Source organism: Vibrio sp. JZG120, assembly GCF_053890955.1.
In genome coordinates this window covers 32,264-53,030 of record NZ_JBSRRK010000009.1, presented here as the reverse complement: position 1 = coordinate 53,030, position 20,767 = coordinate 32,264, and the positions used below count along the sequence as shown (strand labels likewise).

General features: G+C 45.2%; 23 protein-coding genes and 1 other RNA gene. 13 read left to right on the top strand and 11 right to left on the bottom strand.

What is annotated here, in order from left to right; translation table 11 throughout:
* Positions 1-6: 6 nt before the first annotated feature.
* Positions 7-873, top strand: coding sequence for a small-conductance mechanosensitive channel MscS (gene mscS / locus ACWPOD_RS17890; protein ID WP_005393946.1), 867 nt, complete (start codon positions 7-9; stop codon positions 871-873).
* A gap of 46 nt (positions 874-919) precedes the next feature.
* Here the strand turns inward: mscS and ACWPOD_RS17885 are convergent, their stop codons facing one another.
* Both ACWPOD_RS17885 and ACWPOD_RS17880 read right to left on the bottom strand, forming a co-directional pair.
* Entirely contained in the window at positions 920-1,402 is a 483-nt protein-coding gene (locus tag ACWPOD_RS17885) for a YbaK/EbsC family protein (protein WP_167426236.1), read from the bottom strand.
* Positions 1,403-1,421: 19 nt separating this feature from the next.
* Positions 1,422-2,051 (bottom strand): LysE/ArgO family amino acid transporter, encoded by a 630-nt coding sequence (locus tag ACWPOD_RS17880; protein ID WP_012841398.1) that lies wholly within the window; start codon positions 2,049-2,051, stop codon positions 1,422-1,424.
* A 146-nt stretch (positions 2,052-2,197) separates the two neighbouring features.
* Between ACWPOD_RS17880 and ACWPOD_RS17875 the strand changes: the two genes are divergently transcribed.
* Together ACWPOD_RS17875 and ACWPOD_RS17870 are read left to right on the top strand one after the other, a co-directional pair.
* A complete protein-coding gene (locus ACWPOD_RS17875; RefSeq protein WP_046875104.1) occupies positions 2,198-3,094 on the top strand; it encodes a LysR family transcriptional regulator ArgP in 897 nt (298 codons plus the stop codon).
* Positions 3,095-3,321: 227 nt separating this feature from the next.
* The gene (locus ACWPOD_RS17870; protein WP_005393939.1) at positions 3,322-4,014 is read left to right on the top strand and encodes an oxidative stress defense protein; all 693 of its coding nucleotides are present in this window, start codon (positions 3,322-3,324) and stop codon (positions 4,012-4,014) included.
* 67 nt (positions 4,015-4,081) lie between these two features.
* On the opposite strand, the gene serA is transcribed toward ACWPOD_RS17870, so the two are convergent.
* The 5 genes from serA to ACWPOD_RS17845 form a co-directional block, all read right to left on the bottom strand.
* The gene (gene serA, locus ACWPOD_RS17865; protein ID WP_456232106.1) at positions 4,082-5,314 is read right to left on the bottom strand and encodes a phosphoglycerate dehydrogenase; all 1,233 of its coding nucleotides are present in this window, start codon (positions 5,312-5,314) and stop codon (positions 4,082-4,084) included.
* A gap of 273 nt (positions 5,315-5,587) precedes the next feature.
* Positions 5,588-6,244: a ribose-5-phosphate isomerase RpiA gene (rpiA, locus tag ACWPOD_RS17860; RefSeq protein ID WP_005380982.1), complete on the bottom strand. Its 657-nt coding sequence runs from the start codon at positions 6,242-6,244 to the stop codon at positions 5,588-5,590.
* Between the two features lie 53 nt (positions 6,245-6,297).
* Positions 6,298-6,897, bottom strand: a complete 600-nt coding sequence (locus ACWPOD_RS17855) for a 5-formyltetrahydrofolate cyclo-ligase (RefSeq protein WP_456232105.1) — start codon at positions 6,895-6,897, stop codon at positions 6,298-6,300.
* A gap of 5 nt (positions 6,898-6,902) precedes the next feature.
* Positions 6,903-7,087, bottom strand: a non-coding RNA gene (gene ssrS / locus ACWPOD_RS17850) — 6S RNA.
* Positions 7,088-7,095: 8 nt separating this feature from the next.
* Entirely contained in the window at positions 7,096-7,404 is a 309-nt protein-coding gene (locus tag ACWPOD_RS17845; RefSeq protein WP_005393932.1) for a cell division protein ZapA, read from the bottom strand.
* Between the two features lie 249 nt (positions 7,405-7,653).
* On the opposite strand from ACWPOD_RS17845, the gene ACWPOD_RS17840 reads away from it, so the two are divergent.
* Genes ACWPOD_RS17840 through ACWPOD_RS17830 form a run of 3 tightly spaced genes read left to right on the top strand, consistent with a single transcriptional unit; the run spans position 7,654 to position 10,674 of the window.
* Complete coding sequence (locus ACWPOD_RS17840; protein WP_033907447.1) at positions 7,654-8,232, top strand: YecA/YgfB family protein; 579 nt, start codon at positions 7,654-7,656, stop codon at positions 8,230-8,232.
* Between the two features lie 23 nt (positions 8,233-8,255).
* Positions 8,256-9,434 (top strand): 2-octaprenyl-6-methoxyphenyl hydroxylase, encoded by a 1,179-nt coding sequence (gene ubiH / locus ACWPOD_RS17835; RefSeq protein WP_456232104.1) that lies wholly within the window; start codon positions 8,256-8,258, stop codon positions 9,432-9,434.
* 31 nt (positions 9,435-9,465) lie between these two features.
* Complete coding sequence (locus ACWPOD_RS17830) at positions 9,466-10,674, top strand: FAD-dependent 2-octaprenylphenol hydroxylase (RefSeq protein WP_005393929.1); 1,209 nt, start codon at positions 9,466-9,468, stop codon at positions 10,672-10,674.
* 65 nt (positions 10,675-10,739) lie between these two features.
* On the opposite strand, the gene ACWPOD_RS17825 is transcribed toward ACWPOD_RS17830, so the two are convergent.
* The 3 genes from ACWPOD_RS17825 to ygfZ form a co-directional block, all read right to left on the bottom strand.
* Positions 10,740-10,946, bottom strand: a complete 207-nt coding sequence (locus ACWPOD_RS17825) for a DUF1107 domain-containing protein (RefSeq protein WP_005380970.1) — start codon at positions 10,944-10,946, stop codon at positions 10,740-10,742.
* 639 nt (positions 10,947-11,585) lie between these two features.
* Complete coding sequence (locus ACWPOD_RS17820; protein ID WP_053807743.1) at positions 11,586-12,059, bottom strand: aminoacyl-tRNA deacylase; 474 nt, start codon at positions 12,057-12,059, stop codon at positions 11,586-11,588.
* A complete protein-coding gene (gene ygfZ / locus ACWPOD_RS17815) occupies positions 12,052-13,020 on the bottom strand; it encodes a tRNA-modifying protein YgfZ (RefSeq protein WP_225462176.1) in 969 nt (322 codons plus the stop codon). The genes ACWPOD_RS17820 and ygfZ overlap by 8 nt, the downstream gene beginning before the upstream one ends.
* 189 nt (positions 13,021-13,209) lie before the next feature.
* On the opposite strand from ygfZ, the gene ACWPOD_RS17810 reads away from it, so the two are divergent.
* Both ACWPOD_RS17810 and ACWPOD_RS17805 read left to right on the top strand, forming a co-directional pair.
* Complete coding sequence (locus ACWPOD_RS17810; protein WP_005393925.1) at positions 13,210-13,470, top strand: FAD assembly factor SdhE; 261 nt, start codon at positions 13,210-13,212, stop codon at positions 13,468-13,470.
* A complete protein-coding gene (locus ACWPOD_RS17805) occupies positions 13,418-13,900 on the top strand; it encodes a protein YgfX (protein WP_308384594.1) in 483 nt (160 codons plus the stop codon). Before ACWPOD_RS17810 ends, ACWPOD_RS17805 begins: the two co-directional genes overlap by 53 nt.
* A 22-nt stretch (positions 13,901-13,922) precedes the next feature.
* On the opposite strand, the gene nadB is transcribed toward ACWPOD_RS17805, so the two are convergent.
* Positions 13,923-15,536: an L-aspartate oxidase gene (gene nadB, locus ACWPOD_RS17800; protein WP_031780368.1), complete on the bottom strand. Its 1,614-nt coding sequence runs from the start codon at positions 15,534-15,536 to the stop codon at positions 13,923-13,925.
* Positions 15,537-16,089: 553 nt separating this feature from the next.
* On the opposite strand from nadB, the gene rpoE reads away from it, so the two are divergent.
* The 5 genes from rpoE (at position 16,090) to lepA (ending at position 20,702) form a co-directional block, all read left to right on the top strand.
* Entirely contained in the window at positions 16,090-16,668 is a 579-nt protein-coding gene (rpoE, locus tag ACWPOD_RS17795) for an RNA polymerase sigma factor RpoE (RefSeq protein WP_005380946.1), read from the top strand.
* A 26-nt stretch (positions 16,669-16,694) separates the two neighbouring features.
* On the top strand, positions 16,695-17,321 hold the full coding sequence (locus tag ACWPOD_RS17790) for a sigma-E factor negative regulatory protein (RefSeq protein ID WP_012841405.1): 627 nt from the start codon (positions 16,695-16,697) through the stop codon (positions 17,319-17,321).
* The gene (rseB, locus tag ACWPOD_RS17785) at positions 17,318-18,283 is read left to right on the top strand and encodes a sigma-E factor regulatory protein RseB (RefSeq protein ID WP_005393918.1); all 966 of its coding nucleotides are present in this window, start codon (positions 17,318-17,320) and stop codon (positions 18,281-18,283) included. The genes ACWPOD_RS17790 and rseB overlap by 4 nt, the downstream gene beginning before the upstream one ends.
* Entirely contained in the window at positions 18,280-18,750 is a 471-nt protein-coding gene (locus tag ACWPOD_RS17780) for a SoxR reducing system RseC family protein (RefSeq protein ID WP_005384575.1), read from the top strand. The genes rseB and ACWPOD_RS17780 overlap by 4 nt, the downstream gene beginning before the upstream one ends.
* A gap of 158 nt (positions 18,751-18,908) precedes the next feature.
* Positions 18,909-20,702, top strand: a complete 1,794-nt coding sequence (gene lepA, locus ACWPOD_RS17775) for a translation elongation factor 4 (protein WP_005393909.1) — start codon at positions 18,909-18,911, stop codon at positions 20,700-20,702.
* The last annotated feature ends 65 nt before the right edge of the window (positions 20,703-20,767 follow it).

Genomic DNA, 20,767 nt, shown 5'->3' with positions numbered 1-20,767 from the left:
AGAATTATGGCAGGTGAATCGGTGGGTATCGATACCACTTTAACGGATGGTCTAACTCAGGCTGAAACTTGGCTGACAAACAACTCAGATCTACTGGTTCAGTACGGTGTGAACATTATCTCTGCGCTGCTTATTCTGTTTATCGGTAATATTATCGTTAAAGCAGTCGCTGGTAGTGTTTCTAAAGTACTAGAAAAGAAAAACATGGATAAGGCTGTCGTTGAATTTATTCATGGTCTTGTTCGTTACTTGCTATTTGTAATCGTACTTATCGCAGCTCTTGGTCGATTAGGCGTTCAAACCGCTTCAGTCGTGGCTGTAATCGGTGCGGCAGGTCTTGCTGTTGGTCTTGCGCTACAAGGTTCACTATCAAACTTTGCAGCTGGTGTACTCATTGTTGCGTTCCGTCCATTCAAATCTGGCGACTACGTAGAAATTGGCGGTGTAGCGGGTAGTGTTGAAGCAATTCAAATCTTCCAAACTGTCCTAAAAACACCAGACAACAAGATGGTTGTTGTGCCTAACTCGTCAGTAATCGGTGGTGCAATTACTAACTACTCTCGTCATGCAACGCGACGTGTCGACTTAGTGATTGGTGTGTCATACAAAGCGGATCTTAAACTAACGAAGAAAGTAATTCGCGAGACGCTAGAAAAAGATCCGCGTATCTTGAAAGATCCTGATATCACAATCGGCGTACTTACGCTGGCAGACTCTTCAGTAAACTTTGTGGTTCGCCCATGGGTGAAAACTGCAGATTACTGGGGCGTATACTTTGATGCAATGCAAGGTATTAAAGAAGCATTGGATGAAAATGGTATCGAAATTCCATTCCCGCAAATGGATGTTCATCTGAACAAAATCGACGCTTAATACAAGCGGTAGATATTCGAAAGCGAGGCCAATTGGCCTCGCTTTTTTATATCTCATAAAGAATGTGATTACCGGCAAGCAATAGACGTTTTAGATGTTTACCTGCAAAGCCAAAGGTGAATTCAGGCAATCCTGGCGTGTAGAGCAACTCTTCGTGTTGATAGAGGGTTGTATCAACAATGAGTGTGACATATTCAGGTAAGCCAATCGGACATACCGCTCCAGGCAAACAACCTAACACTTCGACCATTTCATCGTCGTCACAAATTGAGGGGCGTTTGCCTGTGACGGCTTTTATTTGTTTGGCATCGAGGCGAGAGTCTTTTTCTGTTAGATAAATTGCGTAGCCTTGTTCTTTAAGTTTTAAGAAGAGGCTTTTGGTGTGCGTGCCTGTCCATCCAAGCTCGGACGCAATTCTTATATCCGTGTCAAAGTCTAAGATGGCTTCATGCTGCCATTCCCTAAAAGGAATAGAGAGCGCGTTGAGTCGCTCTCTATTGATATCATAGATACGCTTTAGTGACTCCATGTCTTTGTTGTCCTGTTGATTACCAGTACTTTTCAATAAGTTCACTAGCTAAAATATACGCTATCGTGAACATCATTACTGCGACCGCGATGTCGATGCCTTTTTTCACTCTTGGCTTTGACAGGGTAGGGCCTAGTTTTGCGGCTCCTATCGACAAGGTATAGAACCAAACAAAGGAAGCCATCATCGTACCTAGTGCAAAAGCAATTCGGTCATGGCCTTCAAACTGCCCACCAATAGAGCCCAGAATAACGACTGTATCTAAGTACAAGTGTGGGTTAAGTACTGTGACGGCTAAAGCACCTAATATGACCGTTCGGCGACCACGAGCGACGACTTCACCTTTTGATTCTGACTCACTGTCTGACTTAAACGCACTCTTAAGTGACAGTAATCCATAAAAGCTCAGGAAGGCAATACCACCAAGCGTCACCGATGTTAGTAAGATTTCGTTTTGAGACAAAATCGCACCACCACCAAAGATACCTAGAGAAATGAAGATCATATCTAGGATGCTACAAATAGTGGCAGTCGTCAGGTGATGATTGCGCTTTATGCCTTGATTTAAGACATACGCATTTTGTGCGCCGATCGGAATGATCATTGATGCCCCTAAACCAAATCCTTGCAATAGAACCCACAAGCTCACACTTCACCTCACTTCAAAATAACCAATAAATGCTCAGAAGAGTGAAAGATAAAGAGTTTATCTAAATAAGTATAATTAATGATTTTAATATTATATTAGCCAAGCTAATTTAAGGGTTGATGTTTTATCAGGAGAGGAAGATCAGGATGAGAGGGTTGGACTATAAATGGATTGAGGCATTAGATGCCGTGGTTTATCAGGGGAGCTTTGAGCGTGCAGCCGAACATTTATTTGTCTCGCAATCAGCGATTTCTCAACGTATTAAACAATTAGAGAAGTTTCTCGCACAACCCGTTTTGGTTCGTAGTCAACCACCCAAGCCAACGCCGATTGGTAAAAAGTTATTAGGCCTTTATCGTCGAGTGCGCTTACTCGAGCATGAAATTCTGCCCGAACTCAAGAATGATACCAGTACTCGACCTGTACAACTCTCTTTGGCGACCAATGCTGATAGCCTTGCTACTTGGCTACTGCCTGCACTGCAAGATGTCATGAAGCAGCGTCAGGTTGAACTCAAACTCACTATCTATGGTGAATCTCGTTCCATCGAAAAGCTAAAAAGTGGCGAAGTGACGGGGGCGATCAGCTTAGAATCCCAGCCGATACCTGGCTGTAGAGCGGATTACTTGGGACGTGTTGATTACGTTTGTGTCGCGAGTCCGGAGTTTTATCAGCGTTACTTTGCTCAAGGCGTCAATAACCAGACTTTGGCCAAGGCGCCGGCCGTTTCGTATGATCAATATGATGACCTACATAAAACCTTTCTTACCGAGCATTTCAATGTCAGCCCTGATAGCGTCATTCACCATAACATCAGCAGCTCTGAAGCGTTTCTAAAAGTGGCGTTAGCTGGTGTAGCCTATTGCTTAATCCCTCGTTTGCAAATTACCGACGAGCTAGAGCGTGGCGCGTTGGTTGATGTTACTCCCGGTTTTTTAATGTCCCATCGGATTTATTGGCATCATTGGCAACTGGAAACGGGGGTTCTACAAGAAATCTCACACGCGATAGTCGGGTATGCTCAGCGACACTTACCTCAATAAGTTCATTGTTGCAGCGATGGGTTCATTGCCGATAGAGTGTTTCGTTGAAAAATTACGCCAATGTTACATAGTCAAAGTTGTGTTAGAAGTCATTCTGAGTGCTTGGATAATCGACAGAAGTTTCTATTATGAAACCATACACTTTCTCAGTAGTGATAGTTTTGTCTGAATCTTGAGCCTTTCTGCTGAGAGTAAGTACTTTATTTTTGTATGGATGGATTTATTGAATGAGACTGTATTCATTTTTGCTGGCTTCTGCACTCAGCCTTACTAGTGCTTCAGTGTTGGCGAACTCGCCTGAATTTGCTCACGTAACGACGACAGGTTATGGTGAAGTTATTGCTACACCAGATATGGCGACGTTTTCTGTGAAAGTGGTAGACACGACAATGACTGCTGAACAGGCCAAGCAGTCAGTAGACAAAACCGTTGAGCAATTTCTGAAAAATCTGTCCGATGCTGGCTTATCAAAAGACAATGTTACCAGCTCGAATTTATACCTTGCGCCTCAATACCACTACCCTAAATCTGGTAAAGCAGAGCTCGTTGGTTATCGCGCTTCTCGTAGCATTGATGTGACGGTTACGGATCTAAAAAACCTAAACCAGTACCTAGATATGGCGTTAGAAGCAGGGATTAATCAGGTTGATAATATTCAACTTAAGGTAAGCAACCAGGCTGAGTATCAGCAAAAGGCACGCATGGCGGCTATCCAAGATGCGCGAGAAAAAGCAGCGTCACTGGCTACTGGCTTTGAGAAAAAATTGGGTGATGTCTGGCAGATCAATTACAGACAGATGCACGTTCAGCCAGTTCTAATGCGCTCGATGGCGATGGACAGTAAAGAAGGGGCAAACAGCTACCAGGATTCTACCATGATTATTCGCGATCAAGTTGACGTGATTTACAAGCTGAAATAAGGCTGGGTGCAAAAAGAAAAGGCAGGGTATTCCCTGCCTTTGTCATTTCTGCTTCACAAATTAGTGATTAGTGAAGGATACGAGCACGGATTGTGCCTTCAATGCTTTTCAGTTTCGCTAGTGCTTCTTCTGAGCGCTCGGTTTCAACATCGATCACTACGTAGCCGATTTCAGCGGCTGTTTGTAGGTACTGTGCAGCAATGTTAATACCGTCTTCCGCGAAGATGGTGTTGATCTGAGTAAGAATACCAGGACGGTTTTTATGGATGTGAAGCAAGCGAGAGCATTCACCACCGTGCTCTGGCAGTGACACCTCTGGGAAGTTTACGCTTGAAAGCGTAGAGCCGTTGTCAGAGTACTTCGCCAGTTTTCCTGCGACCTCAACACCGATGTTCTCTTGTGCTTCTTGCGTTGAGCCACCAACGTGTGGAGTGAGGATGACATTATCGAACTTCTGCAAAGGAGATTCGAACGGGTCGGCATTCGTTTTCGGTTCCGTTGGGAATACATCAATCGCTGCGCCCGCAATATGACCTGCTTCTAAACTATGGCAAAGCGCTGGAATATCCACGACAGTACCGCGTGCTGCATTAATAAAGATTGAGCCTGGCTTCATGCGAGCAAACTCAGCTTCACTCATCATATTTTTTGTTTCTGGCGTTTCAGGAACGTGCAGAGAAATTACGTCACACTTGTTTAGTAGTTCACTCATGGTATGTACTTGCGTCGCATTACCAAGGGACAATTTGTTCTCGATGTCGTAGTAGTAAACGCGCATACCTAAGTTTTCGGCAATAATACCTAGCTGCGTACCAATGTGGCCGTATCCGATAATGCCAAGACGTTTGCCACGTGCTTCGTAAGAGTTGTCAGCACTTTTCTTCCAAATACCGCGATGTGCAAGCGCATTCTTTTCAGGAATGCCACGCAGAAGTAGTAGGATTTGACCAAGCACTAGCTCAGCCACACTGCGTGTGTTAGAGAACGGTGCATTAAACACAGGAATGCCGCGTTTTGCTGCTGCGTCTAGGTTTACTTGGTTAGTACCGATACAAAAACAGCCAATTGCAACCAGTTTATTCGCCGCATTGATTACCTCTTCGGATAGGTTCGTACGGGAGCGAATACCGATGAAGTGCACGTCTTTAACCGCTTCAATCAATTCTTCTTCCGGAAGGGAACCTTTATGGTACTCAATGTTGGTATAACCAGCTGCTTGAAGAACTTCAACTGAAGAAGGGTGGAGTCCCTCTAACAAGAGGATCTTAATCTTTTCTTTTTCCAGTGAAACTTTGGCCATTTTTTCTCGTCCTTAAAATGGAAAGGTGGGCTAATGTGGCGCACATTGGGCAAAACTATTAAAAAGGGGATAATTGATAGTTTTGTAGGAGGACAAACGTTTCCTTGTGCGTCTTCTGTTCAATAAAGTAACAAAAAAAAATTGCTTTGGGTAAGAAAATTACGGAATAAGAGATAATTTTCTTAGAGAAAGGAATAAAAAACGGTGCCTTGCAGCACCGTATGTAATGAAATAACAGAAAAGTGAACCAGATAGGTCGATTTGAGCTGTTATTTATTCTTCAATTTTTGCGCCTTCTGGTGTGCCTGTGATTACGACGTCAGCACCACGGTGAGCAAAAAGACCCACAGTCACCACACCCGCGATACCGTTGATCTTGTCTTCCATTTCTTTCGGGTTAGTAATCTGCATGTTGTGTACATCCAAAATTACGTTGCCGTTGTCAGTCACAACGCCTTCACGGTAAGCCGGGTCACCACCCAGTTTTACTAATTCGCGCGCAACGTAAGAGCGTGCCATTGGGATCACTTCTACAGGTAGTGGGAACTGACCTAGTACGTCAACTGCTTTGGTGCCGTCAACAATACATACGAACTTATCAGAGATTGCCGCGACAATTTTCTCACGAGTCAGAGCCGCGCCGCCGCCTTTGATCATTTCACGTGCTGGGTTAATTTCGTCTGCGCCATCAACATACACATCCAGCTTCATTACGTCGTTACACTCGTATACTTCAATACCAAGCTCTTTAAGGCGCTCAGTTGAAGCGACAGAGCTAGACACTGCACCTTTAATATCGTCTTTGATAGTGCCTAGTGCATCGATGAAGTGATTCACGGTAGAGCCAGTACCAACACCGACAATGCTGCCTTTCTCAACATATTTTAGTGCTGCCCAACCAGCCGCTTTTTTCATTTCATCTTGAGTCATGCCAATCTCCTGAATAGATGTTCGTTAACGTTTGCGGGCGTGATTATAGCTGCTTACTTGCCACTTTCCCATTGCCATATTCGGCTTGGGGTCACGATCTTAGGTAATGGAATGTCCCAGCTTTCAATTGGTAAGCGTTCTACATGTTGGCAGTCGTGAGCGATACCAACAGGCTTGGCACCTTCTCCGGTTGTAAACCAATGAGACAGGGTACGGTCATAATACCCTCCGCCCATGCCTAAGCGGTGGCCGATGCTGTCGAATCCAACCAAAGGCGTGCAAATGATATCAAGTTGACGAACGGGCTTGAGGTGGCGGATGTCCAGTTTGGGCTCTAAGATGCCGTATTTGTTGTAGACCAATTGATCATCACTTACGTACAAAAGAAACAGTAACTGACCTTTGGAAAACGGATGGATGACAGGTAGATAAACCGATTTTCCCTGTTGCCACAACCACTCAATGAGCGGCTTGGTATCAAGTTCACCGTCAGCAGAAAGATAAATAGCAATATGCTGTGCTTGCTGGATTTCAGGAATTTGAGAGAACTGAGTGACAAGGTCGATTCCCGCTTGGAATTGCGTATCGCTACACAATGCGTTGCGCTTTTCACGAATCAGTTTGCGAAAGTCTTGTCGAGAGAGGTCTGACATAGAGAGAATACCCCAGGGTGCCGTTGAGGATTGTGGCCCTTGAACCAGCTGGTTCAAGGCGGATCAGCAATGACAACCGTAGGCTTCTCGGTACATGCCGAGCTTGCTCAATAGTTACCAAATACTAACCCTTAGGTATTGCTTATCGGCTCAGGGACTTAAATCCTGCTGACGCACACCCCAGGGTAAATTTTGTATTTACTGCTGTCCTTGCGTAACTTTGCTTAGTGCGTTCTCAAGAGACGCAGTGAGCTTTTCCATTCGCTCAGTAATTTCTTGCTGTTGACCGTTTGATTCGTATGACTTGGTGTGCAACTCATAACAAATATTCAATGCAGCGAAGGTCAGCAGTTGGATTTCATTGGTTACCTTAGTACGTTCGCTCATTTCTTTCAATCGGCGATCCAGATCTTTTGCCGCTGCAACAAGAGACTCTTCTTGTCCTGTCGGACAATTCACTCGTGTAACTTTGCCTAATATTTCAACGTCGATCGCTTGATTGCTCATGATGAATAAACTCTATATTCGCGCTATCTAAGGTGTTGCTTCATACAACTACCGAGGAGCAAACTATAGGAAAACCGCTATTAAGATTCAAGCATTTCCCATCACAGAAAGAGAAATGATGACGAGATCACACAGGAATTGGGCAAATTGAGCAAATGCTGTTCAAAATTGAATTTGATAGCCGTTTCAGACCACTAACCTTGATGGTAGGATATACCAATACATTATTATGCAAGAATGAGCCAAGTTATGAGTGAAATCACCCTTCCTGAATACCAATCTATTGCTGCTGAACTGCAATCTGCAAGCCTAGCAGTAACACCTGCGGAATTACATGGCTTATTTGTCGGCATGCTAAGTGGTGGATTGGCGATTAATGATCAAACTTGGCAGCCTATTCTGTTTGACTACACCAATGATGGTATGGGGTGGCCTTCTACCGCGCTAGCGTTTGCTCAAAGCGTATTCACCGTTACTGTCAATGAACTCACGGGCACGTCGATGGAGCTGTCTTTATTATTACCAGATGAGCCGGGAGAAGAAGGCTTATTCGCGTTGGCTGACAGCGTGTCCGATTTCGTAAACCACTTTATTTCTGGGTTAGGTCTAGCAGGTGTTGCGCTAAATAAAGCGTCAGATGACGCTAAAGAAGCATTGGCTGACCTAGAAGAGATTGCCAAATTAGGCATTGATGAAGATGACGACCTCGGTGAACAAGCGCAATTGCTAGAACAAGTGATTGAACACATCAAAGCTTGCGTACTAACGATTCATGCTGAGTTTGGTGTTCGCCCTGAAAGTAGCGATAAAAAGCCTACTATTCATTAATCGTAGATGGTCCAGAGGTTAGCATGAAGCAATATGATGTAGTCATTGCTGGTGGTGCCATGGCTGGTGCAACGTTAGCATTGGCGATTGACCATTTGTCCCAGGGAAAGCTCCGCATTGCCGTCGTTGAGCCTTTTAAAGCGCAGTCAGATATGCACCCTGGTTTTGACTCTCGCTCAATCGCATTGTCTTACGGTACTGTCAATCTGTTGCGTCAACTACAGCTCTGGACCTCGATAGAGCCGTTTGTCACACCCATTGAACATATCCACGTTTCTGACCGCTCTCATGCTGGGATGACGGAAATTACCAAGCAAGAGATTGGCGTTGAAGCACTAGGGTATGTTGTCGAATTAGCCGATGTTGGTCGCGTATATCAAGAATTATTAGATAGCAGCGCATCCATTACGCTGTTTTGCCCTGACTCTGTTACCGATATCGAGCGCGAGCAAGACTGTACCCATATTACGTTGAAAAGCGGTGGGAAGCTTGAAGCAAAACTGCTGGTGGCAGCCGATGGTGCTGTTTCGACTTGTTGTCAGAAAATTGGTTTAGAGCTTTCTGAGCAAGATTTTGAACAAGTGGCTGTCATTGCCAATATTGTGACTCAAGAACCTCATCAGGGTAGAGCCTTTGAACGTTTTACTGAAAATGGCCCTGTTGCTTTATTGCCAATGAGTGACAATAGAATGTCCTTAGTTTGGTGTCTGCACCCAGAGGAAGCCCAAGCAGTTCTTGAGTTATCTGACCAAGCATTTCTCCAATGTTTACAACAAGATTTTGGCTGGCGTTTGGGCGCGATGAAAAAAGTGGGACGACGTGCGAGTTACCCATTGCTTCTTCGCCATCGAAAGCAAAATATCTCTCATCGTTTTGCGATTGTTGGGAATGCGGCGCAAACGCTGCATCCGATAGCTGGACAAGGTTTTAATCTTGGTATTCGCGACGTTGTCTCGCTAGCAGAAGAAATCGTGCAGCAAAGCGATGATGTTGGTCTTTATCAAGGCTTGATGCGCTTTAGTCAGCGTAGAGAGGCAGATCGAAGCGAAACGATCTGGCTAACCAGTGCCTTAGTGCATATTTTTTCAAATGATTTACCCGCGATGCGAATTGGGCGAAATACAGCCTTAGCAGCGATGGATAACCTTTCTATTTTTAAGCAGCCGCTACTGCGCCATACGCTTGGTTTGGTAAAACGATGAACGGCCGCACTGAATTAGGTAATAAAAAGCAATGATGCAAAGTGTAGATATCGCCATCATCGGCGGAGGGATGGTTGGGTTGGCACTTGCTGCCGCGTTCAAGGACAGCGATCTGCGTGTCGCCGTAATAGAAGGCAAGGTGCCAGATGAGTCGTTGAAAGAGTTACCTGATGTGCGTGTGTCTGCGTTGAGCCGTTCTAGTGAGACGATCTTGCGTAAGCTTGGCGCTTGGCAGGGAATAGAGCAACGCCGAGCTTCACCATACTACGGAATGGAAGTGTGGGAGCAAGATAGCTTCGCTAGTATTGAGTTCAATGCACAAAGCATGGCACAACCTGATTTAGGGCATATTGTTGAGAATCGAGTGATTCAACTCGCACTGCTCGAACAAGTCCAAAAGCTCGATAACGTCACTATGTTTATGCCTGCACGTTGCGCGACCTTAGCGGTGGGCGAACAAGAAAGTTGGTTGACGCTCGACAATGGTCAAGCCATGACGGCTAAGTTAGTGGTCGGAGCCGATGGGGCAAACTCGTGGCTTCGTCATCAAATGGATATTCCGTTAACGCATTGGGATTATGGACATCATGCTCTGGTCGCGAATGTTAAAACCGCTGCTCCGCACAATAGCATTGCACGACAGATTTTTACTCCTCAAGGGCCATTGGCGTTTTTGCCAATGTCGCAACCAGATATGTGCTCTATTGTTTGGTCCACTGAGCCAAATCGTGCAGAGCAGCTATTGGCAATGAGTGAGCATGATTTCAACAAAGCGTTGACGAGCGAATTTGATACACGACTTGGTCTATGTGAAGTCGTGGGAGAGCGTGCCGCGTTTCCTCTGAAAATGCGTTATGCGCGAGATTTTGTTGTGGAGCGAGTCGCATTGGTTGGTGATGCTGCCCATACCATTCATCCTCTAGCGGGCCAGGGGGTAAATTTAGGTTTATTAGATGCAGCCAGCCTCGCTCAAGAGGTGCTAGCGCTATGGAAGCAAGGCCAAGATATTGGCAGCAAACGCAACCTAAGAGGTTATGAGCGTTGGCGCAAAGCGGAAGCAGCAAAGATGATCGCTGCAATGCAAGGGTTCCGAGACCTGTTCTCTGGAGAGAATCCTGCTAAGAAGCTGGTTCGTGGCATTGGTTTGAGTTTAGCGGGTCAATTGCCGGGAGCGAAAGATGAGATCATGAAGCGTGCGCTTGGTCTAAAAGGTCATCTGCCGGATCTGGCACGTCAGTAGGTGTAAAGCGAACTTCAAATACACAAAAGGCTGGTTAATCCAGCCTTTGTTTTATCAACGTTTTGCTAAGCATATGCGCATCGGAGTTTCATTATTTCTTGGTTGATCTCTTTGACCGCTCGGAAATGGCGTTGCTCTGCTTTCTCCGGCAGTATTAACTTGCCGTTATCAAACTCGAATCTACCGACCCCGTAAATATAAATTCTTCCTTTAAAAAGACGACTTATATGTTTAGCAATCATACTTGGTGTATAGCGCTTAAACAGTCTCATATTTACTTTCCTTTTATCTAACCTAGCCTAGGTATTCTACGTTTTGGACGCGAAAATTATTGTGACAGCCATAGTATTAAATACAGATGTAGGGTGTTGCGTCAGAGATTTGTGTTGTCTTAGACAATTTGACAGTGTCATCTCTTAAATAGCGTGAGGATTACCCCAAAAAATCACCGTTCAAGGAACCCTTACGACAATACACTCCTTTTTACGTGACGCATTAAGCAATAGTTTTGTTACAGAATTAAGAATAGAACGAAAATGATTGTTTGCTAATTGTTTCTATTGAGGTGGTATCCAACAGAACAAACTTTACGTCCTAACGGTTAGAGAAAGAGGAAGAGAAAAAAGTTCCGTACAAAAAAAAGCCCGCTTCAGCGGGCGAATAGTCACAGATGCATTACACAAAAGTGGACAGCTGACGCCATGAATACTGTCATTCAGTCAGCTGATTCACTTTATGCTGGTTAAGTGCTTGTTTGAAACTTAACCAACAAATTCAGCATATACGAGTTTTATCTTTGTGACTATTTATGTTTTATATGTGATTAAAAATTCTCTCGTGTATTTTTATAGATATGAGCGAGATCACGTGATGATAGAAACACTACGTGTTATTACACTATTTTTAGACGATTAACGACAGATCTCAGCTACGGTCGGCTGACACAATTGGATAAGATCTTGGATAGAAAGCGCCAGTCCGGCCATGCGATCGCCACTGCTGATCGTGACTTCCTGTTCTTCTAGTAAGCTAGGATCGAACACGATCGGCATGTGTCGTTTGAGTAATAGTGGAGTGACAGTACCAATTTTGTAACCCGTGATGGCCTCAACGTCGGCTTGATCAACGCAAGTCATCCGGCGGCATTGCAGTAACGAGCGCACTTTTTTGGGATCGACACTACGATCACCAGGCGCACAGGCGAGTGCATATTGATTACCCATGTCTCGTAGCAAGATTGCTTTCACCATTTGAGAAGGGCGAATACCGCGTTGTTGCGCGGCATCCTCAATAGTGGTTGCTGGTTTTTGATGCGGTAACAGACGAAACGGAATGTGTTGGGCTGTGAGAAATTGCATCAAAGGAGTATTGATTGTATTACTCATCATCAAGACTGTAAGGCAGTGATTCGATTGTCCATTCACATTCTGGTTGAGCAACCAAACGAAGACGAGTGTCTTCATCGAGATTATTGGGCAGTACGATCAGGCCAATCGCGTGATTGTCGCTGAACTGGTAGTGGTTTAATAAAGCACCCACTGAACGCCAGTTTTCACCTACGCTGCGTTCGAGCTCAATTGGCTCGTCACTGAATGGAGCAGAAGTTGCCCCTTTTACGATGTACATCGCACGTTTATTTGTACCGCGATACTTAGCTCGTGCTACCGTTTCTTGTCCTGTGTAGCAGCCCTTTGTGAAGCTAATGCCTCCTAAAGCTTGCACGTTGAGTGCTTGTGGAATGTGAGCATTCTGCGCGGATGCAGAGACAAATGGTAAACCAGCTTCAATGTCGAAACGATTCCAAAGCTCATTTGTCGTAAGGGCAGCATCTGTATTTTCAACGACTTGTTGCGCAGCTGGCGCACTTAATATCAGTAGCCAGCGGTTTTGTGAAACTTGTACCGCGGTGCCGCCTTCAACAGGGCGAACGCTGCCAGTCGTTTTGCTCATTGAAGAAATAAGCTCATCGGCTTTGACGCCGGCAACACCTAAGATAACTTCATCAGAAGCTTCAATCGTTACTTTAGAGAAAATGGCGTATTTTTTTATTTCGCTAAGTTCTACGTCAATCGCCGATTTTGGTTGGATCATGCCGTAGCCATCGTGGTGATGGAAAAGGCGGAACACACTCCACACTTTACCTTTCGCATCACAATGTGCGCCTAATGTTGATTGGTCTTGTTCTAAAGAAACGACATCGCAGGTAACCTGACCTTGTAAGTATGATTTTTTATCGTCACCGACCATGGTGATCATGCCGAAATTGTCCAGCAGCGAGATAGATAACTCTGGAAGTGCGTCTTGAGTTGAGAGAGGTAGTGCTGAAAAACGAGTTTGCCATTCCATAATTACAATGCCTTTTGAAGATATTTTTCCGCTATGTTATACCCAAATAACCTTGAGATACTAGGGGAGCGATTTACGAATCAACATTTGTCTGCTTTCACTATCGTATTGTGACCCGCACACTAGTGACGTAGCACATCCCTTGTTACACTCCGCACTAACAACAAGACATCTATGAAGGAATAGTGAATGTACACTCCGGAAGAAAAAGCGCGTATTAAATGGGCTTGTCGTCGAGGCATGCTTGAGCTTGACGTAGTAATTATGCCGTTTTTTGAAGAGTGCTTTGATACTCTGAGTGAACAAGAGCAGCGTGACTTTGTTTCTTTACTTGAATGCGATGATCCTGATCTGTTTACTTGGATAATGGGGCATGGCCGCAGCGAAAACTTAGGTCATGCTGCAATGGTTGATAAAATTGTCGCCCATAACCTCAGCAAAGTTCGTTAATTTTACCGCTTCTCCCTCTCTGACTGCCCGAGTTCTCAATGTAATACTTTTCTTACTGATGACTTGGGCCGTTACCCTCTCTAGCATCCCTCTCGTATTATCGATTTATTTGTTATTAATGATTGTTAAGGCACTACTGAGCCAAGGCTTTGTTAAACCGACAAGTCAGGGTTATTGGTATGTGCATTGCGATGGCTCGGTTAGGTTTGAGGCCCTTGAGTATAGTGAATGTTCGGCGGCTCTTGAGTCTGAAAAGGATCAGTTACAACGAGTCGATACATCGACATTGCCATTCAAGATAACATTTCGATTGCAGTCTGGCCGTAGCGTCACGATTTGGCGTGATAGCTGTGACGATCAGCATTACCGTCAATTATCTTTGGTATTACGCCAGTGGGAAATGAAACAGGGAGCCAATGCTCCCTGTTGATGTAATAGTTTATTTTGTCGAATTAAAGCTGTTTAGCTGGAACCAAAATCGTTGGTCCGCTGTTTTCCAGTTGGTTCGGATAATCAAGCGTGTAGTGCAAACCTCGACTCTCTTTACGCTGCATCGCACAACGAACCATCAGCTCTGCTACTTGTAAAAGGTTACGCAGTTCTAATAAGTTGTTCGAGACACGGAAATTGCTGTAGTACTCATGCGTTTCTTGTTGCAACAGTTGGATACGGCGCAAGGCGCGTTCTAAACGCTTGTCAGTTCGTACAATGCCCATGTAGTCCCACATAAACAGACGAAGCTCGTGCCAGTTGTGCTGAATGATCACTTCTTCATCACTGTTGGTCACTTTACTTTCATCCCAACATGGCACCTGTGAAGGAAGCTCCACGTTAGTGTGATGTTTTAGAATATCTTTCGCCGCAGACCAAGCATAAACCACGCATTCGAGAAGTGAATTTGATGCCATGCGGTTAGCACCGTGCAGCCCTGTATAGCTGACTTCGCCAATCGCATACAAGTTTTTAAGATCGGTGCAGCCATTTCTATCCACCATGACACCGCCACAAGTGTAGTGCGCAGCAGGTACGATTGGGATTGGCTCTTTGGTCATATCAATGCCCAAGTCCATCAAGCGTGAGTAAATGGTTGGGAAGTGTTTCGTAATAAAGTCCGCAGGTTTGTGACTGATGTCGAGGTACATACAGTCGGCACCCAAACGCTTCATTTCGAAGTCGATAGCGCGAGCCACGACGTCACGCGGAGCAAGCTCTTTACGCTCATCGAAATCTGGCATAAAGCGAGAACCATCGGGACGACGCAGGTAAGCACCTTCGCCACGTAACGCTTCGGTCAACAAGAAGTTACGTGCTTCTGGGTGATATAAACACGTCGGGTGGAACTGGTTAAACTCCATATTTGCCACACGACACCCTGCACGCCAAGCAATGGCAATACCATCACCAGACGAAACATCTGGGTTAGAGGTGTATTGATAAACTTTTGAAGCGCCACCTGTAGCGAGAACCACAAATTTGGCCCGCACGGTTTCGACATGCTCTTCGTTGCGGTTCCAAATATAAGCACCGATAACTTTGTTTTTATCACCGCCAATTTTGTCTTCGGTGATTAAGTCCAGCGCATTGTGACGTTCGAGAACATGAATATTTGGATGGTTGTGAGCGTTATCTTGCAGAGAGGTTTGCATCGCCATACCTGTTGCATCTGCCGCGTGAAGAATACGACGACGACTATGGCCACCTTCACGAGTTAAGTGGTAACGAGGCTCATCGTCAGAGTCATCCTCTTCACGATCAAATGGGACACCACCGTCGATCAACCACTGTACGCACTCTTTTGAATGTTCAGCAATGAACCTCACGGTATCTTCATCACAAATACCATCGCCGGCGATTTGTGTATCTTCAACGTGTGAATCAATGGTGTCTGACTCATCAAATACAGCAGCAATACCACCCTGGGCATAATAGGTCGCCCCTTCGCTGCGTGGCCCTTTACTCAGCACCATCACTTTACAGTGGTTAGCTACGCGCAAAGCCAACGACAAACCAGCCGCGCCACTCCCTACCACTAACACATCACACTCATGTTCACGATTTGTGTTCATATAACTTTTATAATCCCAAGCTAAGGTAACAAAGTCACCTTGTGTATTATTTGCACACCATGTGCATTCCATTATCGCGACACCCGTCGCTAAGGGCTAAGTTGGGAGACCTATCGACATCCGTGTTACTGCGGTGACTGAGCCACTCTTCTTTTTCATGCAGAGCATGAGCATGCTTCCTAAGTTATATTTGTAACGCGGTGTTCAGATAGCCATTAGCCATGCAAATGAAAAGTAATAGTTTGTCAATGCCATTGCTTTTCCATGCTCGACCCAGCACAATCTGGGACAGAGATCATTCATTATACCCATTTCCCCTCAAGATGCTCGCTTGTCAAACTTAGACTAAAGTCAGGCAACGGTGGTCATTTGGGTATAGACATCACACTGTGAAAAAACAATGACAAAAAACTTGAGAAACCATGGAACTTTCTCATTCACGTTAGGGTCACAATAGTGCTCAAGTAAGCAGTGGTGTCAATACTACGTTTTGCATAATTAGTACCCATATCTGAGAAGAGTAGGGGCATAACAAATAGGAGTATCCGCTCGAATGAACGAGCAGCTGACCGATCAAGTATTGATTGAGCGAGTTCAGAATGGCGATAAGCAAGCATTCAACCTGCTGGTAACGAAGTATCAGAACAAGGTATGTAATCTTATTTCCAGATACGTTAGTAATCCTGGCGATGTACCAGATGTAGCACAAGAAGCGTTTATTAAAGCTTACCGAGCTATTCCCAGCTTTCGTGGGGAAAGTGCGTTTTATACGTGGCTGTATCGCATTGCAGTGAATACTGCGAAAAATCACATTGTTGCTCAAGGGCGTAGACCTCCAGCGACAGATGTCGATGCTGAAGATGCTGAATTTTACGAAACAGGTAGTGCACTTAAAGAAATATCGAACCCTGAGAACTTAACGTTGTCCAAAGAATTGCAACGGGTGGTGTTCAGTGCAATCGAAGCTTTACCTGAAGATTTAAAAACCGCAATGACATTACGAGAGCTCGATGGCTTGAGTTATGAAGAAATTGCAGAAGTGATGGATTGCCCGGTAGGAACGGTACGATCGCGTATCTTCCGTGCTCGTGAGGCGGTGGAAAAGAAAATCAGACCTCTTTTGCAACGCTAGTACAAGTAATAACTATGGTGAAAATAATGGCTGACAAAGAAAAACTTTCAGCTCTCATGGATGGAGAATTGGTCGATAAGGCTTTAATTCAAGAGTTAGAGCAAGACCAAGAGAGCCGTGATGCTTGGCAGAACTATCACCTGATTGGTGATGTGATGCGAGGCGAAGCGCCAGCAAAACCTGAGTGGAATATTGCTGAAAGCGTGGCGTTAGCGTTAGAAGATGAACCTGCACACCGTGCGTTTGATGCGCACAGTGCAAATGTTATCTCAATTGCTGATACGCCAAAAGAGTCACAACCAGAACCGCAAAAAGCAAAACGTCAGTTGCCAGGTTGGTTGACACAGTTTGGTCAAGTTGCTGTTGCTGCATGTGTATCGCTTGTCGTTATTTTAGGTGTACAGCAGTACGGTGGTAGCGATTCAATGTCGCCGCAAACAGACCAATTGCCTGTGTTGCAGACAGTTCCGTTTGCTGGCAGCGCAGAGCCTGTGAGTTTAACTCGTGAGTCTGTTGAGCGTTCTGTAGGTGAAGCAAATATGCAAGAGCAACGTAAGCGTGTTCATGCTATGCTGCGAGACTATGAATTGCAGTTACGAATTAACAGTGATGCATCTCAACAAGATGCAAATCTGAATCCGGATATTGAATGAAAAAATTTCTGATCAGCGCTTGCGCTCTGTTCAGTATGATGTCTTCTCAAGCCTTTGCTGGTGATAAGCCAGCGGAGGCTTTATTGCATCAAATGAGCGAGGCGAGTAAGAATTTAAGTTACGAACTCTCTTATATCCTTATCAAAAAGAACAGCATTGAGCCGTTGCTGTATCGTCATGCGACGCATGGTGACGATCAATATGCTCATCTTGTCTATTTAAGTGGCCCTGTACGCGAAGTGATTCGTCGCGGCACAGAAGTAAGCTATATCGAAACGGGTTTAGAACCATTCACCATCGAGTCAGGTAAAATGGTCGCTCCGACCATGCCTATGCTCAATACCAATATCGATGAGCTAAACTTGTATTACGACTATGTAAAAGTGGGTAGAGCTCGTGAAGCAGGTGTAGCAACACAAGTGCTGCGTGTCGTCCCTAAAGACGGTCTGCGCTATTCATACGTACTATGGATCGATGAAAAGAGTAAATTGCCTTTACGTGCCGACCTTGTGGACCGTGATGGTGAGATGCTTGAACAATATCGCACTATTTCTTACACGGTGAATCCAAAAATCGCAGAGTTAATGAGTGGCCTACAAGATGTTCAATTACCAGCTGTTCTCACCATGCCAAAAGGCGATATTGGAACCAGCAATTGGCAGGTAGGTTGGATCCCTGAAGGTTTCGAACCGAACGAGCTGAACCGCTACCGCATGGCTGTTACCAATCAAATGGTGGAGAGTCAGCTGTACTCTGACGGTCTATTTAGCTTCTCTGTTTACGTAGCAAACAAAGATGAGCATTCGTTAAAAGGTCAGTTGGTTCGCCAAGGCCGAAGAACGCTGCATAGTTTTGTGAGCGGTCAACATGAAATCTCCGTAGTTGGAGACATTCCGCCGACCACAGCACAGCGTATCGCTCAATCTGTCACATTTAATGTAACAAAGAGTAAACAACAATGATGACCGCGTTGGCTACTGTGACAGACGTACATCGTCGCGGTAAACAATACGAAATTGATTTAAGCTGCGAACAGCAGACCAGTTGCAGTAGTTGCTCTTCACAGAAAAGCTGTGGAACGGGCGTTGTGACTAAAGCCATTGGTAACAAGAGTTTATCTTGGCACCTGCGCACGGATAAATCAGTGAAGATAGGTCAAGTCGTCGAGATAGGCTTTCCTGAGTCGAGCCTGATAAAATCAGCAATGGCGGTTTATTTACTGCCGTTGTTTGGTTTGATTATCGGTGCGATGTTTGGTCACTTCCTATTAGCGCCGCTGACCGCGGGCGGAGAAGGTATCATCATATTGGCATCAGTACTATTTGCAGCTGGTGGAATGTGGATCGCAAAACGTGTTTCTCGTCCGTTAGAGGATGAATCCAAGCGCCAAGTTACCCTTGTTAGGGTACTTGGAGAGCCAATCCAGTAAGCGCTGTCCCCCTCCACTTAAGGTTATTTGGGTATGTACTTTAAATTACGTGCGCCCGTTAACGAAATTCGGTAGAATCTGCCAACTTGATTGAAATGCCGTCAGTAGATGGCGTTTCTTACTGTCCCTATTTGTAAAGAGTTAGTCACCCTAAATCTATGAAGCACATTCGTAACTTTTCGATTATCGCCCACATCGACCATGGTAAGTCGACCCTATCAGACCGTCTAATCCAAGTTTGTGGCGGGTTAACCGATCGTGAAATGGCCGCACAGGTTCTGGATTCTATGGATCTTGAACGTGAGCGTGGTATCACCATTAAATCTCAGAGTGTGACGCTAAACTACACCGCTAAAGACGGTGAAACGTATCAGCTGAACTTCATCGATACTCCGGGGCACGTTGACTTTGCATATGAAGTATCACGTTCTCTAGCGGCTTGTGAAGGTGCGCTATTGGTTGTAGATGCGGGTCAAGGTGTTGAAGCTCAAACACTGGCTAACTGTTACACCGCGATTGAGATGGATCTAGAGGTTGTGCCAATCTTGAACAAGATTGACCTACCAGCAGCCGATCCTGAGCGTGTAGCGGAAGAAATTGAAGAAATCGTTGGTATCGATGCAATGGAAGCAACCCGCTGTTCTGCGAAGACAGGCATCGGTGTTGATGACGTTCTAGAGAACATCGTATCAGCGATTCCAGCACCGGAAGGTGACCCAGATGCGCCATTACAAGCGCTGATCATTGACTCATGGTTTGATAACTATCTTGGCGTTGTTTCTCTAGTACGTATTAAAAACGGCGAACTGAAGAAGAACGATAAGATCAAAGTGATGAGTACGGGCCAAGTTTGGGGGGTAGACCGTCTTGGTATTTTTACGCCAAAACAAGTAGATACCGATATCCTTCGTACTGGTGAAGTAGGTTGGGTGGTTTGTGGTATTAAAGACATCCTTGGTGCACCAGTTGGTGATACGCTGACTATGGCTAAGAACGGCTGTGAAAAACCGCTACCAGGTTTTAAGAAAGTAAAACCTCAGGTTTACGCAGGTCTGTTCCCGGTATCTTCTGACGATTACGAGAACTTCCGTGATGCGCTGGGCAAATTAAGTCTAAACGACGCATCGCTATTCTACGAGCCAGAAAACTCAGCGGCACTTGGCTTTGGTTTCCGTTGTGGTTTCCTTGGCATGCTGCACATGGAAATTATCCAAGAGCGTCTAGAGCGTGAATACGACTTAGATCTTATCACCACGGCACCAACGGTAGTTTACGAAGTTGAAAAGACCGATGGTGAACTGCTGTACGTTGATAGCCCTGCCAAACTACCAGCGATCAATGATATTGAAGAAATTCGTGAACCGATCGCTCGTTGTAATATCCTGGTACCTTCAGAGTACCTAGGTAACGTGATCACGCTGTGTGTTGAAAAGCGTGGTACTCAGGTCGATATGGTTTACCACGGTAACCAGGTTGCCGTGACTTACGATATTCCAATGGCAGAAGTGGTACTGGATTTCTTCGACCGTCTGAAATCGACATCTCGTGGTTATGCGTCTTTGGATTACAACTTCCAGCGTTTTGAAGCGTCGAACATGGTACGTGTAGACGTTCTTCTGAACGGTGACACCGTTGATGCATTGGCGATGATCACACACAAAGACCAGTCTCAGACTCGCGGTCGTCAGCTGGTAGAGAAGATGAAAGAATTTATCCCTCGCCAAATGTTTGATATCGCAATCCAAGCAGCGATTGGTAACCACATTATCGCACGTTCAACTGTAAAACAGCTGCGTAAGAACGTAATCGCGAAATGTTACGGCGGTGACGTAAGTCGTAAGAAGAAACTTCTGAAGAAACAGAAAGAAGGTAAGAAGCGCATGAAGCAGATCGGTAACGTTGAGCTGCCTCAAGAAGCGTTCCTAGCCATCCTTCACGTAGGTAAAGACTAAAGTTGAACTTTGTCTCACACTTGTCGGTCTTAAGACGTTAGATATTAAAATAAGTGAAAGGGTTT